At 62.0% G+C, this 16502-nt stretch carries 11 protein-coding genes; 6 read left to right on the top strand and 5 right to left on the bottom strand.

Annotation, left to right across the window (positions count from 1 at the left end):
• Positions 1 to 7: 7 nt before the first annotated feature.
• Entirely contained in the window at positions 8 to 1237 is a 1230-nt protein-coding gene (locus IPQ13_13225) for an efflux RND transporter periplasmic adaptor subunit (protein ID MBL0211851.1), read from the bottom strand.
• 245 nt (positions 1238 to 1482) lie between these two features.
• Between IPQ13_13225 and IPQ13_13230 the strand changes: the two genes are divergently transcribed.
• Positions 1483 to 3885 (top strand): TonB-dependent receptor, encoded by a 2403-nt coding sequence (locus IPQ13_13230; GenBank protein ID MBL0211852.1) that lies wholly within the window; start codon positions 1483 to 1485, stop codon positions 3883 to 3885.
• Between the two features lie 4 nt (positions 3886 to 3889).
• On the opposite strand, the gene IPQ13_13235 is transcribed toward IPQ13_13230, so the two are convergent.
• The gene (locus tag IPQ13_13235; GenBank protein ID MBL0211853.1) at positions 3890 to 4729 is read right to left on the bottom strand and encodes a transporter; all 840 of its coding nucleotides are present in this window, start codon (positions 4727 to 4729) and stop codon (positions 3890 to 3892) included.
• 174 nt (positions 4730 to 4903) lie between these two features.
• Here IPQ13_13235 and IPQ13_13240 point away from each other — a divergent pair, with 174 nt between their 5' ends.
• Positions 4904 to 6988, top strand: coding sequence for a S46 family peptidase (locus IPQ13_13240; protein MBL0211854.1), 2085 nt, complete (start codon positions 4904 to 4906; stop codon positions 6986 to 6988).
• 296 nt (positions 6989 to 7284) lie between these two features.
• A complete protein-coding gene (locus tag IPQ13_13245; GenBank protein ID MBL0211855.1) occupies positions 7285 to 8070 on the top strand; it encodes an arylamine N-acetyltransferase in 786 nt (261 codons plus the stop codon).
• Between the two features lie 17 nt (positions 8071 to 8087).
• Here IPQ13_13245 and IPQ13_13250 read toward each other — a convergent pair whose 3' ends face one another.
• Positions 8088 to 10685 carry a protein kinase gene (locus IPQ13_13250; protein MBL0211856.1) on the bottom strand — a complete coding sequence of 866 codons (2598 nt, stop codon included), beginning with the start codon at positions 10683 to 10685 and terminating at the stop codon, positions 8088 to 8090.
• A gap of 417 nt (positions 10686 to 11102) precedes the next feature.
• Positions 11103 to 11726 (bottom strand): ABATE domain-containing protein, encoded by a 624-nt coding sequence (locus IPQ13_13255; protein MBL0211857.1) that lies wholly within the window; start codon positions 11724 to 11726, stop codon positions 11103 to 11105.
• Positions 11727 to 11810: 84 nt separating this feature from the next.
• Here IPQ13_13255 and IPQ13_13260 point away from each other — a divergent pair, with 84 nt between their 5' ends.
• Together IPQ13_13260 and IPQ13_13265 are read left to right on the top strand one after the other, a co-directional pair.
• A complete protein-coding gene (locus tag IPQ13_13260) occupies positions 11811 to 12311 on the top strand; it encodes a DinB family protein (protein MBL0211858.1) in 501 nt (166 codons plus the stop codon).
• On the top strand, positions 12308 to 13300 hold the full coding sequence (locus IPQ13_13265) for a SpoIIE family protein phosphatase (GenBank protein MBL0211859.1): 993 nt from the start codon (positions 12308 to 12310) through the stop codon (positions 13298 to 13300). Before IPQ13_13260 ends, IPQ13_13265 begins: the two co-directional genes overlap by 4 nt.
• 35 nt (positions 13301 to 13335) lie before the next feature.
• On the opposite strand, the gene IPQ13_13270 is transcribed toward IPQ13_13265, so the two are convergent.
• Complete coding sequence (locus tag IPQ13_13270; GenBank protein ID MBL0211860.1) at positions 13336 to 14256, bottom strand: hypothetical protein; 921 nt, start codon at positions 14254 to 14256, stop codon at positions 13336 to 13338.
• 278 nt (positions 14257 to 14534) lie between these two features.
• On the opposite strand from IPQ13_13270, the gene IPQ13_13275 reads away from it, so the two are divergent.
• The gene (locus tag IPQ13_13275) at positions 14535 to 15602 is read left to right on the top strand and encodes an RHS repeat-associated core domain-containing protein (protein MBL0211861.1); all 1068 of its coding nucleotides are present in this window, start codon (positions 14535 to 14537) and stop codon (positions 15600 to 15602) included.
• The last annotated feature ends 900 nt before the right edge of the window (positions 15603 to 16502 follow it).

Genomic DNA, 16502 nt, shown 5'->3' on the forward strand with positions numbered 1-16502 from the left:
CGGAGCCCTAATCCTTCTTCTTCTTGTCGTCTTCCGGCTTCTTGGACTTGTCGATGTGCACTTCGTCGCCGTTTTTCAGATCGCGCAGGATGCGGTTTGGACCCTTGATGAGCGTTTCACCGCCCTTGAGTCCGGAGACGACTTCCACATTGAGGTCGCCCATGAGGCCGGTCTTCACGGCAACGAACTTGGCCTTCCCGGCTTCCATCAGGAACACGCCCTCCTCTTCCTTGGCGGCCCCGGGCGCTGCCTTCTCGCCGGGTTTCGGCTTGATGTCGCGCATCACCAGCGCCTGGAAAGGCACCGCGACCGCATTGTCCTTCGAGCCGGTGTAGATGTCCGCCTGGGCGCTGAGGCCCGGCTTGATGGTGATGGGCGGATTCTTGATCCAGACCTTCACCTTGAATTTGATGGCCTCGTTCTGGCTCAGCGAAAGCATGGGGCTGCCGCCCACTTCGGTCACCTCGCCCTGGAAGGTCTGCCCGGGATAGGCGTCGATATGGACCGAGGCGGTCTGGCCGGTTCTCACATTGGGGATCGAGGCTTCGTCCACTTCCATCTCGGCTTCGACCTTGCTCATGTCGGAAACGGTGATGAGCACGGTGCCGGCGCTATTCTGGACTCCCATGACCGCGGTCTCGCCCACCTCGATGCGCCGGGCGGTCACCACGCCATCCATGGGGCTGTTGATGGTGGCGTAGTTGAGGCCCACCTTGGCTTCGCGCACGCCCGCCTTCGCCTGGTCCACCCGGCGCTGGGATGACTGCACGGCGGACTGGGCCGTGGACATGGCGGTGCGGGTCTGCTCGAACTCCGCCTGGGAAATGATGCCGGCCTTGCGGTTGGCGTCGGCCCGCGCAAAGTCGGATTTGGCCTGGCTGAACCGCGCCTGGCTGGAAGCGAGGTCGCTCTCGGCGGCTTCCACTCCGGCCTGCAAGCCTTGGGTGCTGGCCTGGGAGCGGCTGGGATCGATCTCCAGGAGGAATTGCCCGGCCTTCACCGCGTCGCCTTCCTTGACCGCAAGCCTGGTGACGCGGCCCATCACGTTGGCTGAGATGTCCACCTTCTTGACGGCCTGGACCTTGCCATTGGCGCTGACCTTGGATTGCAGGTTTTCCTTGCCCACGGTGGAGACCTGCACCGGGTTTCCCTTCTCGCGGCGCGTGAGCGCTCCGATACTGACGAGGGCCACGAGGGCCACGCCACCACCGATGAAGAACAATTTTTTCCGATTCATATCAAAGGCCTCCCCGAACGGGCATTTGGGCTTCGGATTTGGCAGGGAAGGCGTTTAGGGCCCATGAGGGAAATAATCGATGTTTTTCTGGCTGGCTCGCCAGGCGGCAGTCCCCGCAGGGGTAGAAGGGTTTGGCCACCACGGATTGGCGCCGCCCTGGATGAAGTTGCCGCTTGACGGAAAGACATAGATAGAATTCAATTTCATTTAGTGTTTCTTCCTATGGTGGAGTGGTCTTGAGTCGGATGTCGCGCCTTAGCTGGGTCCTCGCGCTGCCATGGTTGCTTGGCGCAGCTCCGGCCGCGAGTCCGGCCTCTGCGGCCGCGGCGGCTGTTTCCGCTGGGGGGCTCACGGGGACCGTGAAGGATGACAAGAGGCGGCCCATCAAGGGAGCTTCGCTCCTCATCGAGAACAAGGTCAGCGGCTACCGGCAGTCCGCGAAGACCGACGCGGAGGGCCGCTTCGCCTTCTACAACATCCCCTTCAACGAGTACCACCTGGAGACCCGGGCTCCCGGCATGGCGCCGCAGCACCGCAACCTCGAAGTCCACACGAAGCTGCCTCAAAAGCTGGATCTGGTGCTGCTCGAAGGCCAGATGACCGTGGTGGTCGAGGATAAGAGTTCCCTGGTGGAGGACCACGCGGCTTCCCATCTCCATGTGGACCAAAGCCTGATCGACAAGATCCCCGCCGCCTCCCAGAGCCGGGCCATGGAAAGCGTCCTGCTGGCCACGCCGGGTTTCATCGCCGATGAGAACGGCCGGTTCCATTTCAAGGGAAGCCATGGCCAGGTGACCTATGTCATCGATGGCGTTCCGGTCAGCGACCAGGTCGGGGCCTCATCCTCCAATGGCCTGGATGCGTCTCATATCGAAAACATGGAAGTGGTCACCGGCGGCATCTCCGCGGAATTCGGCGGCAAGCCCGCCGCGGTGGTGAACATGACCACCAAGACCGGCCTTGGCCAGCCGGGCCTCGCGGGCGACGCAGCCTTCGGCCTGTCGAGGTTTTCCGCGCGGGAGGCCAGCCTCAGCCTGAGGGGTGGCACGGACGCTTTCGGCTATTTCGTGGCCGGCTCGGTTTCGGCCTCCGAGCGGTTCCTCGACCCGGTGAGCTTCGAGAATCTGCACAACCAGGGCACCGCGCAACGGCTTTTCACGCGTTTCGATTGGCTGCTGTCGGCCAAGGACACACTCAGGTTTTCCATCAGCGGCGGCCATTCGGACCGCGACGTGGTGAATCTGCCGAGCCAGCAGCTGCGCGGCCAGGACCAGCGGGCCGCATCCCGCGACGCGAATTTCAGCCTGACCTGGGCCCATCTCATCGACGACAGCCGCAGCCTGGAAACCACCCTGTTTTCTCGCCATGCGACCTCTGAGCTGCGCCCCACCGCTGAGCTCTCCCCGGGCTTCGGCGCCGGGGGCGCCGACTTCCCCATCTGGATCCACCAGCGCCGCAGCCTCGACAATCTGGGCATCCAGGCGGCCTACACCCAAAAGATCGGCGAGACCACCCTGAAGGCCGGCCTCAGCCACATCACCTATCCCATCCATGAAAATTTCCGATTTGCCATCCGGGATCCGGACCAGGTGACCGACCCCGCCGACCCGCTGTTTCCCTTCACGCCAGCGGGCGGAGGCAATATCTTCACCTTCGACGACAAGGTCACCCCGGCCTTCTCGTCGGCCTATGCGCAAAGCGAATGGCATACCGGCCCCTGGTTCCTCACAGCAGGCCTCAGGTTGGACCGCTACACCCAGCGGAATTTCGCTTCGACGGCGCTACAGCCCCGCCTGGGCCTTTCGTACCGGGTGGAGGCCACCAGCACGGTCTTCCGTGCCTCCTACGACCGGCTCATGATCACGCCGGAGAACGAGAACCTCGCGCTTTCCCTGAGCCAGCAGGCGCGGGACCTCGGCGCCTTGGCGGGAACCCCCGCGGTGCCATTGAAACCGGAACTGCAGAACAGCTTCACCTATGGCGTGGAGCAGCAGATCGGCCAAGTGGGCCGCGTGAGCCTGGAATATTGGGAGAAGCGATCCGAAAATGCGGCGGACAATGAACAGTTCTTCGACACGGGGATCCAATTCCCCATCGCCGCGGCCAGTGGCATCTTCCACGGCGTGAACCTGCGATTGGATCTGGTCCCGGCAAAGGGCTTTTCCGCCTACTTGAGCCTTGGCAAAACGCGCGCGCTCTTCGTGACGCCCGCCGTGGGCGGCCTCTTGCTGGATGCCCCGGACGAGCCTGGTGTGCGCTTCCTGATCGACCACGACCAGAAACTCGCCGCGCAGCTCGGCCTCCGCTTCGAGCGGAACGATTGGTATGCGCAGTCCCTCGTCCGCTACGATTCAGGCCTGGTGGCGAAGGATCCCATCGAAGCCGCCGGCAACCGGGACCTGGAGTTCGGCATTCCCTTCGTGCGCTACGACGATGCGGACGGCGTGTGGCGCGTGAGGCCCCGCACGACCTGGGACTTGAGCCTCGGCGGGACCTTCAAGCTGGGTGGAAAAGCCGCCCTGCAGGTGAGCCTGGATCTGCTCAATGCCTTCGATGAGAAAGGGCTCTACAACTTCCTGAGCACCTTCGGCGGGACTCACGTCATCCCTCCCCGTACGCTGGCTCTCCATCTGAAGTGCAGATTCTGAGGCCCTACTTCGAGGCCCTCCTGAGGGGGTGCTCGAAGCTCACATAGAAGAGCACCGCGCGGTCCCCCCTGCTGGGGCCTGTCCCGATTGGGAAGGCAATGCCGGGGACGATCTGCAGCCCGCCGGGGAAGTTGCGGGCCCAACGCAGCCCGGGGCTGATGAAGAAGCTGTTCGCAGGAACCTTTAGGCCCGGGCCGCGTACCGATTCGCCGCGGATGTAGGCGATTTCCAGCATCAGATTGAAAGTCGGCGAAACCTGCCAGATGACGCTTTGGCCCGCATTGATGGCCGTGAGATCGGCCTTGTGCCCCTCCCTGTCTTTGGCGTTGGGCGTGTGGGTCGCGCCCAGGTTGAAGTGCGCCACCGCGCGGGGACCCAGCACCACGCTGAGAGGCAGGTTCACCTGGTAGCCCACTGCGCCGGAACCCCGGCCTTGGTCCTCGCGCCCAGTGGGCAGCAGCAGCGAAAACCTCGGCGAAAACGCGATCCTCGCGTTTCCGTCCCCCAGCATCTGGTAGCGGTAGTTCAGGGCGATGTCGCCGGCGCCGCCTCGACTGTCCGGCGCCGACCGGACGCGCTGCCAGGGCAGGGTATAGCTGAGCTGGTGCTTCAGGCCGCCCACCGGCCATTCCTGGGTGAAGGAATAGATCCAGTCCCGGCTCTGCCGGTAGCGGATGAAGCTGCTGATGTGCTGGATGACGCCGTCCTCTTGGTTGTAGGCCTCCTCGATGAGAAACGAATTGTCCTGGATCACCCCGGCTTTCATTTGCGGCGGTTCCTGGGCAGCCAGGCACAGTCCAAGGAGGGCGGCGCTGAAGCGTGGGTTTGGAAAGTCGGCAGACATCAGGAACTCCGTTGCAACAAAGACTCAATAAATCCAACTTCACCAGTCTGGCCAGGCCCTAAGGTGACGGGAGTCACGCTTCCATTTGCAGTCTTCTTGGGATGATCAGAGGGAGTGGGCTAAGCTTGAACCCTCAGCCTCGCGTTTTGATGTACCACCCAAAAGGAGCCCTTCATGAAATCCACCAACTCCCCTTTTCGTCTCCTGGGCCTCAGCGCCCTGGCCCTCGCCCTGTCAGCCGGCGCGCTCCGCGCCGACGAAGGCATGTGGACCTTTGACAACATTCCGGCGAAAAAGATGCAAGCCAAGTACGGCTTCACCCCGGACCAGAAATGGCTGGACCATGTCCGCCTCTCGGTGGTCCGCTTCCCCGGCGGCACCGGCTCCTTCGTGAGCAAGGACGGCCTGGTGCTCACCAACCACCACGTGGGCCGCGGTTCCATCCAGCAGGTGTCGGACAAGGACCACGACTACGTGAAGAACGGGTTCTACGCGCCCGCCCGGGAGCAAGAGATCAAGGTGCCGGGCCTGATCCTCTACACGCTCACGGACATGCTGAACGTCACGGAGCGCGTGAACGGCGCCGTGAAGAAGGGCGCCACGGACAAGGAAGCCCTCAAGACCCGCCAGGTGGAACTCGGCCGCATCGTGGACGAGATGCAGAAGAAGACCGGCTTCCATTGCGAGCAGGTGGACCTCTACCAGGGCGGGGAATACTGGATCTACAGCTACAAAAAGCACGACGACGTGCGCCTGGTCTTCGCCCCCGAGGAGCAGATCGCCTTCTTCGGCGGCGATCCCGACAATTTCACCTATCCCCGCCACGACATCGATTTCTCCATCTTCCGGGTCTATGAAAAGGGGAAACCCTACACGCCGCCCGCGCACCTGAACTGGACCAACGGCGGATTGAAGACCGGCGACCTGACCTTTGTGGCGGGCCATCCCGGTTCCACGGCCCGGCTGCAGACCTACGCCCAGATGGCCTTCGCGCGGGACGTCTCTTCTCCCACCCAGCTCAAAGGACTCGCGCGGCGCATCAAGGTGCTCGAGGAGTACGCGACGCGGGGCCCCGAGAACGCCCGGCAGGTGAACACCCAGATCTTCGGTCTCCAGAATGGCCAGAAGGCCATCACGGGCTACTGGTCGGGGCTCAAGGACAAGGAGGCCATGGCCAGGATCGAGAAGGCCGAGAAGGAACTGCGGGCCAAGGTCGACGCGGATCCGAAGCTCGCCTATGCCAAAGGGGCCTGGGCCAAGATCGAGGCCGCCGAAGCCGTCCAGAAGGCCATGTTCAAGGATTTGTCCTTCGTGAACACGAGGGGATCCTCGCTCCTGGGCGCCGCGCTCACGCTGGTGCGCATGCCCGCGGAAGCGGCCTTGCCGGATGAAAAACGGCTGCCGGAATTCAAAGATGCCCGCCTGCCTTCCATGAAGATGCAGATGGGCATCAAGCGGCCCTTCTACAAAGAGCTGGAGATCGCCCAGTTCACCGATGGCTTGAAGGAAGCGCAGGAGCAGCTCGGCGCCAACCACCCCTTCGTGAAGGCGATGCTGGGCGGCAAGAGCCCCGCTGAGGTGGCCAAGGCCGCGGTGGAAGGCTCCAAGCTGAGCGATCCGGATGCCCGCAAGGCATTGATGGAAGGCGGCCAGAAGGCCATCGACGCCAGCACTGATTCCATGATCCTGCTGGCCAAGAAACTCGATCCCCTGGGCCGCGCCACCCGCAAGAACCAGGAAGAAAAAGTGGGCGCAGTGATCGAGGAGCAGGGCGGCCGCATCGCCCGGGCCCGTTTCGCCGTGTATGGCAAGGAAACCTATCCCGACGCCACCTTCACGCTGCGCCTCACCTATGGCGACGTGCGCAGCTATGGAGCCAACGGCACCCTGGTGCAGCCGTTCACCACCATGGCCGGCCTCTACGACCGCGCCTGGGGATGGGGCGCGACGGCCGAGCGCGGAGCCTGGGCTCTGCCTTCCAAGTGGGTGGAGCACCAGAAGGACGTGGACATGGCCACGCCGTTGGACTTCATCCATACCGTGGACATCATCGGCGGCAATTCCGGTTCGCCGGTGGTGGACAAGAAGGGCGAGCTCGTGGGCCTGATCTTCGATGGCAACATCGAGAGCCTGCCCGGCCGCTACTTCTACGATGAAAAGGTGAACCGCGGCGTGAGCGTCGACGCCAGGGCCATCATGGAATCCCTCAAGAAGGTCTACGGCGCCGGCGCGCTGGCGGACGAATTGGCCGGGAAATAGATTCCGCCGACCCAAAGAAAGGGCCGCGAAAGCGGCCCTTTCTTTGGTCATGAAACAGCTACCAACCCTCCAGGCAACGAAGTAAAAACAGCTTTGCAACGGCAAAATTTTGGCCGCGCTGATGCTGATACTCCGGTCGCCATCCGATTGATGCGACTGCCACGGTCCTGGCCGATTCGATGCGGAAAGGCTCGCCCGCTTGATCATGGATGGCGGTACCCTCGGTCCCGTGCTGTTGCAAAGCTTTCAGGTGCGGGGGTTGATAAGGAGGGCACCGGCCTTCCGGAAGGATTGTCATGGAAGCTGTGTTCAATCTTGAAGCGTATCTCGCACGGATCGGTTACCGCGGCAGGCTGGATGCGACCGCCGAGTCCTTGCATGGCCTCCACTTGGCCCATGCCGTTTCCATCCCCTTCGAGAATCTGGACATCCAGATGGGACTGCCCATCCATCTGGATCTGGCCTCGCTGCAAGACAAGATGGTGCACCGCAGACGCGGCGGTTACTGCTTTGAACAGAACACCCTTTTCCAGGCCGCGTTGAAGGCTGTCGGCTTCAACCCGAGGCCTTGCGAAGCCAGGGTCCGTTTTGGCAACGTCGTGGACACGGCCCGCACGCACATGCTGCTGCTGGTCGGCGTCGGGAGCACTGAATTCCTATGCGATGTGGGCTTCGGGGGAGAGGGCCTGCTGCATCCCGTGCCGATGGATGGTGCTGAGCATGCCCAGTTCCTGGCCACCTACCGGGTTGTCCCCGAAGGAAACCTCCAGGTGTTGCAATGCCTGCAACCGGAGGGTTGGTTTGATCTTTACGCCTTCGTGCCCGAAGCTCGCGAGCCCATCGATTTCGAAGTGGCCAATTGGTACACCAGCACCCATCCGCAGTCCCGGTTCGTGACAACGTTGACGGCCCAGCTGCCGACACCCGAGGCTCGATATGTCTTGCGGAACCGTACCTTGGTGACCAACCGGGGATCCGTGCCCGAAATCCGCGAACTGGAGGACGCCGAGCTGTTCGAGGTGCTCAAAAACCGATTCGGATTGGAAGTGGTTCCCGGAACGAGACTGCGCGCTTTGGAATGAGCGCTTCGACAGCTTCCTTACTCCTTCGGCCGCATGAATTCCTCGAAAGGACCGTATCCCTTCAATCCCTCGAAAGCCACATCCAGATGGCGCACGTTGCCCAGGGATTGGCCCTCGGCGGTGGCCTCCCGCAGCAGCGTGAGCGCCTGCTCCTTCTCTCCGAGCCGGCACGCGATGCGGGCCCGGAGGAGGGAGACGAGGCCGAACTGATCCTTGCGGGGCAGCCGGGCGAGCTGCGCCATGACGCCCCGGGCTTCTGCGGCCCGCCCCAGATCCGCTTGGACGATGCCGAGGCGGCCAAGGGCCGGGAGGGATGATGGATGCCTGCGCAGGATCGCCTGCGCGGCCGCCAGGCATTCCGGCAGCCGGTCCGCGAAGTAGAGGCTTTCCATGCGGAAGGCATGCAGGGGTTCGGCCTTGGTTCCGGAGTCGGTTCCGGCGTCGAGTTTGCGCTGGATGGAGTGGAGGGTCTCCTGGGCGAGGCGCGCGGAAGCATCCCGGTGCCCATGGATCCGGAGATCCTGGGCCACCCTCAGGGCGGATTCCGGATCAAGGGTGATCAGCTCCCGCCCCAAGGCCTCCGCTTCCCCTGCGCGGCCCAGGCCCGCGGCGGCCCAGGCGCGGTGGGCCTTCAGCTTGGTGTTTTCGGGATAGACCGCCAGGTATTTGCCGCTGGACTCCAATTCCTGGCCGTACTGCCCGAGCAGGTGGTGGGCCCAGGCCAGGATGGCGCCCATGTCGGAACCGATGGGGACCCGGGCGTTCACCAGCTTCTCCCACCGGATGGGACGGGTGGCCGCGGCCACCGCTTCGGTGCAATGGTTCGTGAAGAAGGCGGTGTAGGCATGCTGGTGGTTCACCAGCGGGCTCCCGGGGGCCAGCCGGCTCGCTTCCCGGATGGGGCCGAGCGCGGCCTCGCTGTGCCCCTCCATCAGGGCGCGGACGTTCTCCACCATACAACGGTCCAGGGTGCCCATCCGGCCCAGGGATTGGTCCAGCAGCGCGAATTGGGCCCGCACGCCGTCGAAATCCCCCTGCTCGGACCGGATGAAGGCGATGGGAAGGCGGCCCACCATTAGGTCTGGGTCAAGCTGGATGGCCTTCTCGAACCGCTCTTCGGCCCCGGGCCTGGAATTCCAGTACAGCTCCCAGCCCACGAGCCACTCCCGGTAGGCCGGGAATTTCGGAGGGATCGCGATGCGCTCCGGATCCAGGTAGGGATCCAGGATCCTGCCCGCGACCCCGCTGGCCATGCGCTGCGCAACCGCGCCGAAGACCTCGTCGGGCTGGCTCCGCGGGCCCCGTTCGGGTTTGACGAGGGCGACCACCTTCATGAGCTTCGCGTCGAAGAGCTGAGCCTGGACCTGCAATTCGCCGCCGTTGGCCTGGAAGGCGCCGCTGACGACCAGCCCCGCGCCGGTCCGCTCCGCCAAGGCTTTGAGCGCCCTGGGATCGGCCGGTTCTTCCGGATTCGACTGGGGCAAGGAGGCGATGAGGGGCGCGGTTTCCGCGGTGCCGGTCTGGGCGATGGCCTCCGAAATGCGTTCCGCCGCCAGGCGCCCGAGCAGATCCTGGGCCGGATCCCCCGTGCGGTTCGCGAACAGGGCGACCGCCACTTTGTTTTCCTGGAGCGCCACGGGTTTGCGCCAGCGCTGGACCAGTTGAAATCCGGCCCCCGCGAGCAGCAGCGTCGCGGCCCCCGCCGCTCCGCCCCATATCCATCTCCGGGCCACCCTGGGGCGAGGGTTGGATGCGGTCCGATCCCGCGACCGCCAGGGACTGGCTGGAAGCGTGGCGGTGGCGTCGCTTTCCAGGGCCAGAAGATCCTGGCGGAAGCTCTCCGCCTTGGCATAGCGATGCTGCGGGTCCTTTTGCAGGGCCTTGGCCAGGATCGTGTCCAGGGATGGGGGCAGGCCCGGCACCACGGAAGAAGGCGGGTCGGGTTCCGCGTGGAGGATGGCCGCCAGCGTGGCCTCGATGCCATCTCCGGTGAAGGCCGGGCGGTTGGTGAGCATCTGGTAGAACACCATGCCCGCGGCCCAGAGATCGCTCCTGGGATCCACGGGCTTTCCGACCACCTGCTCGGGGCTCAGGTACTGGGCGGTGCCCATCACGATGCCGGTGCGGGTCAGGCCTTCCGCGCCCACGGCCTTGGCCAGGCCGAAGTCGACGACCTTGATGTCATCCCCGTCGCCCACCATGACGTTCGCCGGCTTCATGTCGCGGTGCACAAGGCCCCGGCTGTGGGCGTGGCCCAGGGCTGCGAGTATCTGCAACTCGATCCGCACGGCCCTTTCCCAGGGAAGCGGTCCCTGGTGCAGGCATTCCCGGAGGCTCTTGCCCTCGCACAGAGCCATCACGATGAAGAGGCCTCCCTCCGGCGTCTCCTCGATGGCATGGATGGCGCAGATATTGGGGTGATCCAGCCCCGACGCATGCCTGGCCTCCTGGATGAAGCGTTTCCGGGCTTCCTCGTTGGCCGTGGCCTCGGCTGGCAGCAGCTTGAGCGCCACCTGCCGCCCCAGCTTGAGGTCCTCGGCTTGGTAGACCACGCCCATGCCGCCTTCGCCGAGTTTCGCGAGGATCCGGTAGTGCGAAAGGGTTTGTCCGATCATGGGAGGCAGCGCTGGCCCCAGGGATACGCCCTGGATGCCGGGCGGTCAAGCATTGTTGGATGGGCGGCGCCCGGTATCGCGATCAGGGATCCTAATACCCAGTTGCGTTCTGTAGTGTAGAAAGGACTCACCGCCAAGACGCCAAGACCGCCAAGGGCACTCGTGATGTGCCAGCTTCGCGGCTAGAATTCAGACGGCCCGGCGACGGCCTCACGCACCAGGTGATCCGCGCCGGGCCGTCTGAATTTGCGGGCTGTGAGCCCGCAGGCGCTATGCGCCCCCGCGAAGCGATTTCGAGCTCAAATCAAGGGTGGTGGAGTTTCGCTTTCTTGGCGCTCTTGGCGCTCTTGGCGTCTTGGCGGTGAATTCTTTCTTTTTGAATGCAATTTTGTATAACAGACTCTCCCGAGGAGCCGTTCACACCTTCCGTTGGCGGAGGTAATGGCGGCGGGCCTTCGCCCGGTTGCCGCAGCTCGCCATGGAACACCATCGGCGCTTCCCGGTGCGGCTGCGGTCCAGGAACAACCAGGTGCAATCGCCCGCTTCACACTCCCGGACCAAGCCGATTTCGGAGGACGTCAGGAGCCGGGCCGCGGCCCGGACGATGGGCCAGAGCACGGAATCCAGCCGCACGGGGCCGCCGCTGTCCATGGCCCAGGCCAGATCCTCCCCCAGGTTCCTGATCTCGAGGTTGGGAAAGGCGGACCGGATGGAACGGTTGACCCGCGCCAGATCCTCGGGATCCACCACCGTGCCGCCGGCCTGGGACGAAAACAGGCCATAGAGGGATTCCCGGAACCGGCGGGCCGCCTTGAGCGCCTCAGAGGCTGAGCGGGCGTCCTGCTGGGCCGCTGCCTCCCGGGCGAGGGCCTGGCCTCCATCCATCAATTTCGCCTCGCGCGCGAATTCCACCAGGCGCGGGTAGGACCCGAGCTGATCCGTTTCGGGGCGGGCCCGGTCGGCCCAGGTATTGACGAAGTCCAGCGCAAGGTCGCCCCCGGAAAACTCGAAGGGCGAGGGGGCGGGGGGGACCGGTTCCATGGGAACAATATAACTTCTTTTTGTCTCTTGACAGGTTAGGAATGATTCCTATCCTAACCTTCTAGTTGTTGCTAAGGGGTTAATATGTCCATCGCCCTCCCGTCCGAACGAAGCATCCTGGCCGACCAGCTCGAGCGGTCCTTCCGTGGGGGGGCCTGGCATGGCGCCTCCCTCCTCGAAATCCTCGGGGGAGTTGACGCAAGCCAGGCCACCTGGCGTTTCGCCCCGGGCCTCAACACCATCCTGGAAACCGTCGAACACCTTGCATTCTGGTTCGCGGACACCGCCGGGCGGCTCGAGGGAGGAAGGCCGGATTCGAATCACCCGGACCAGAGCTGGGGGCGCCTTCACGAGGATGCTCAAGCGGACTGGGTGGCTGCGCTGGCGGCCCTCGAATCCGCCCATCGATCCCTTCGGGAGGCCATCCTCGGTCTTTCCGAGGAGGCGTTGGGCAGCGTTCCGACTGGTTCCGAATCCGATGCCCGGAGCCTGATCCTCGGAACCTTGCAGCACAGCGCCTATCATGCGGCGCAGATCCAGCTCCTGCGCCGCTTTGCCGAGGTCCGGTCCGGGAGCGCGCCATGAGTCCGGCCGCCGCGAGGGCGCTGGAGAAACTCGCAGCCCGGCGGGGCTACCTGGCTGAGCTGGCCACCCAGCGCCAGGAAACCCGCCTGCTGGATCTCATGCGTCAAGTGGATTCGGCCATCGGGGCCATCGAAGTCGGCGACTGGGGCCTGTGCGCCGTTTGCCACGATTCCATCTCCATCGATTCGATGGAGCGGGATCCGTTGCTGAAGGTCTGCTTGGAGTGCCTCTCCGAAATGGAAAGGCATGCCCTGGAACGGGATCTTCAATCCGCCGCGAAGGTGCAGCGGACCCTGCTGCCCCCCACCCGGATCGCGCGGGACGGCTGGGAGGCAGCCTACCTCTGGGAGCCCAAGGGGCTGGTGTCCGGCGACCACGTGGACCTGATCCTCCCGGAGCAACCGGGCGGCCCCTCGCATCTCATCCTGGGGGACGTGGCCGGCAAGGGGGTCGCGGCTTCCTTCCTCCAGGCCCATCTGCACGCCCTGTTCCGCGCCCTGGCCCCTGGCGGCCACACGCTTCCCGATCTTGTGGCGCGGGCGAACCAGCTTTTCGCAGACGCGACCTCCGCCACCAGCTATGCCACGCTGCTAGCCCTCCGCCTCGAGGAGTGCGGGCAGGTGGCGATGGTGAACGCCGGGCATCCCCGGCCGCTGCTCGCCGATGCCCGGGGCGTGAGGCCCGTGGAAGGTGGAGGCTTGCCATTGGGCCTATTCGGCACGTCCACGTACCTGGAGCGGACCTTCACTCTCGATCCCGGCCAGACCCTGCTGCTCTACACCGATGGGTGGACCGAAGGCGAGGCGGAGGATCAGGAATTCGGCATCGGCCGCGCCGCCGCTGTCCTCCGGCGGTCCGCCATGCTTCCACTCCCCGATCTCCTCGCGGCCTGCCGGGCCGATTTCGAACAATTCCTGGGGGGCGCGTCCCGGGGCGACGACCTCACGCTGGTGGCCCTGCGCCGTTCAGGCAAGGACACCATCCAGTGAGAAGGCATGAACAAAGCATCAAGTAAAAATAGATATCACTTTTTATCAATTAACCCTGAAAGACCTTCAATATTCACTTTGTTCAACATGCCCATGACAGCCGCCTCGTCGCGGCCCACGATCTGAATGGCAATGCACCGGGGGTTCACGGAGCTGCTGTTTTTATTCGGGATGGAAGCGGGGCTCAGGATTTTTGAGGCCGGCACCGTGAAGCGTGGATCGACGGCATCATCCGGAATCCGCATCGGATCGATCCTTCCATCGGCACCCATCCATTCCGGTGTGACCGATTCTTCCCGTGAAAATTTTGCGATGGATCGTTTTTGATCCGCTATCAAATTCTTGTGATCTTCCGCGCTGAGTGGCCCGATCTTCCAATCCCCGATGTAAACCTGCAACATGCAGGCCTTGGGATTGTTCGGCTTCTTGTCATAGGGTGGAAGGAAGATATTCCATGGATAGGCCTCGTGGATCCAACCCTGGACTCCCTTGGGGCATTTGATTATTCGTGCGGTATCCGGAATATACGGATTCGCTTCGTACCAGTTCAATTTGTTCAGACCCGGATTCACAATCAGGGTGAGATCCAAATTATCCGACCCATCCGGTCGCCGGTAATCATATTGCAGACGTATTGAATCTAATAAATAATAATATTCACCTGATAAATCATTCCGATAAGGCAACGCGGACCAACCCGGCAATTCTCCAGGGCAAGTCAATCGAATGTAGTTCATGATGGATCTGCCTTCCGCCTCCTGCTGATTCCAAAGGCGGGTCTGCCTCCATTCTTTTATGACCTTGTCCGGATCCTGTCCCCTTCCAAACCAGCAATAAAGAGTAAAAAACACATATCCGACGGGTAAGACAATAACAATGAAAAAAATTACAGAAATGATGGATCCAATAGCTATCCATTTTTTTCGATTATTGGGTTTTTCATTCGATGATTTCAAACCTGGACCTCGCAGAGCTGGAAAATCGGTGGGGAGAATCGAAGAAAGCAGAGGATTGCCGGTGGTAGGTGCCCCGATGCCCAGACGAGGGAGCTACCTGCCTGATTCTCGCAGCAATCTCTGCACCTGGCCGTCCTGGCGTGGGCTTTCCGGTCCGATACTCAGGGCCGGTTCTCATCTGGAAATCGGATTGCGTCTATGCGTTCGGGCAGCTTGTGATGGAGGACCGGGGAGGCCGATGGCTCTTCCAGCAGGGCGACCACCTCGGCACGCCCAGCATGCTGACGGATACCGACGGCGTGGTGGTCGGCCGGCAGAAAAGCCTGCCCTTCGGCGAGCGGTTCCTGGGAACGGGCGAGAAGAGCCTCCGCCGCTTCACCAACCATGAGGACGGCGCGCAATTCCCCATCTACATGCAGGCGCGCATGTACCTGCCCACCTACGGCCGCTTCGCCCAGGTGGATCCCGCCTACGACCAGGTCGCGATGGACCCCGATAGCTGGAACCTGTATAGCTACTGCACCAACAATCCGGTCACCCGAACCGATCCCGACGGCATGCGGGAGATCGGGCGAGAGGCGGATATGCGGAGCCCGTGGAAAATGGAGTTTGATTTCTGGAACTCTAATCAATGGAAAGCGGATTCCCTTGACGCTTGGGATCACGCCACGATTCAGAGATGGATGGCCAATGGGATATTTATTCGTTATGAATCTGACTGGATTATAAAAATAGGAAAGGGGGAAACGAGCGGAAAAGTTATGTGGAAGCAAAATAATTCAGACCTGCCAGTGATTGTGGAGCCAACAAACACCGAGACAGGGGCAGCAAAGAAAGATGCGTTGGTTCTCCAAGAAGAACCTGAAACCGTCACCATTTCTTTATTGTTTGATACGAAGTCGGTAAGCGGGCACCTCGGAATTGAGACACCAGACCGAATCGTCGGCTACCACCCTGACCTCGCCAATTCACCGATTACTCCGGACAGCGTAGGCCAGAAGATAATGCTTGGGCTCCAGTGGGTCAGCCCTACAAATCCCATCATTCCGGGGGTGGTGAAGAACGATAAACGAAGCGACTTCAATTATGCGCTCCCCCCGTTTACGATCACTAAGGGCCAGTACGCCGCATTGAACAAAATGATCGATGCGAACCTGAAGGGTAAGTACAACGTTCAGAATATGGGAGCAGTGAACTGTGCGGGTTGGGCTTTAGCAATGCTAAAAGGTGCTGGCATCCCCCTAGGGACTAGAACCTCTAGTGGTGCTATCAGAGAGATCCCTTACAACGCTCCAAGGATGACGCCTGGTGTTTTATGGCATGACTGGTTAGGGCGGCCATGGTGATGAGGAGACTTCTCTTGCTGATTCCTACTGTAGTGATCGCCTACTCGCTTGGGTGTGGTTTGGCCAACGAGCCCAGTGAGATAGATAGGCAGATTGCGAACGAATTTATTGGGGATCTCGAAAAATATTTGAAGGTGAATCCCCATAGTCCAACCTTTGCTCATCGAGCCAGGGCTGGGAGGTCCCTCCTACTGCAAATTGATAGGACCGCGTTTGGTGACAGGAAAGAATTTCTCGCCAAAGTGAAGGAACTAAAGGCAAGGCACGGTGTTCGTAAAATTCGCCTAGAAATTGGCGTCTTGAAATACACCCTGCTCGAGGGTGGCCCGACCGTTGTGTTGGGGCAGTCGGAGTCGCGAGGTGCTGTGAGGACAGACTTTTTTACTGAAGAGTCTCAAGACATTTAACTCCTTCTGTACGAGAAGGTCGCATCGGCGGAACCTCCGCAGTCGCGCGGGTCTTTGAAATCGTAAGTTGGTGCAAACAGGCGATGGACAGTCACTGGTCGGCCCAGAACAACCCGTAGGCTTAGCAACGACATATATTTGCGGGAATATTTGCACTATCAAATCCACCAGATAGTAGGGGAGCACCCACGTTTTCTGATGGATCTTGCATGAGGCCGATTACGAAAAGGACGACTCTGAAGTACCTCGTCGGACCTGAAAAACCTTACATGCCGATTCAAGCACCCTTCAACCGAAGTTCCATAGAGCACCAACCAGAATCCCGTTTAATTGACGGGTTATTTCATCGATTTTGGTTGTGGCATACGGACGACGGGGCCTGAAGGCCGAGGAGTTGGAAGCCTCAGGCCTGAAGAAGCGTGGGCTTTCCGGTCCGATACTCAGGCTGTTTTGATTCATCGTCAAACGAGGTATCTTGGTTCAACCGATTCCG

It is taken from the genome of Holophagaceae bacterium, assembly GCA_016720465.1.
In the GTDB taxonomy this organism is placed as follows: domain Bacteria; phylum Acidobacteriota; class Holophagae; order Holophagales; family Holophagaceae; genus JANXPB01.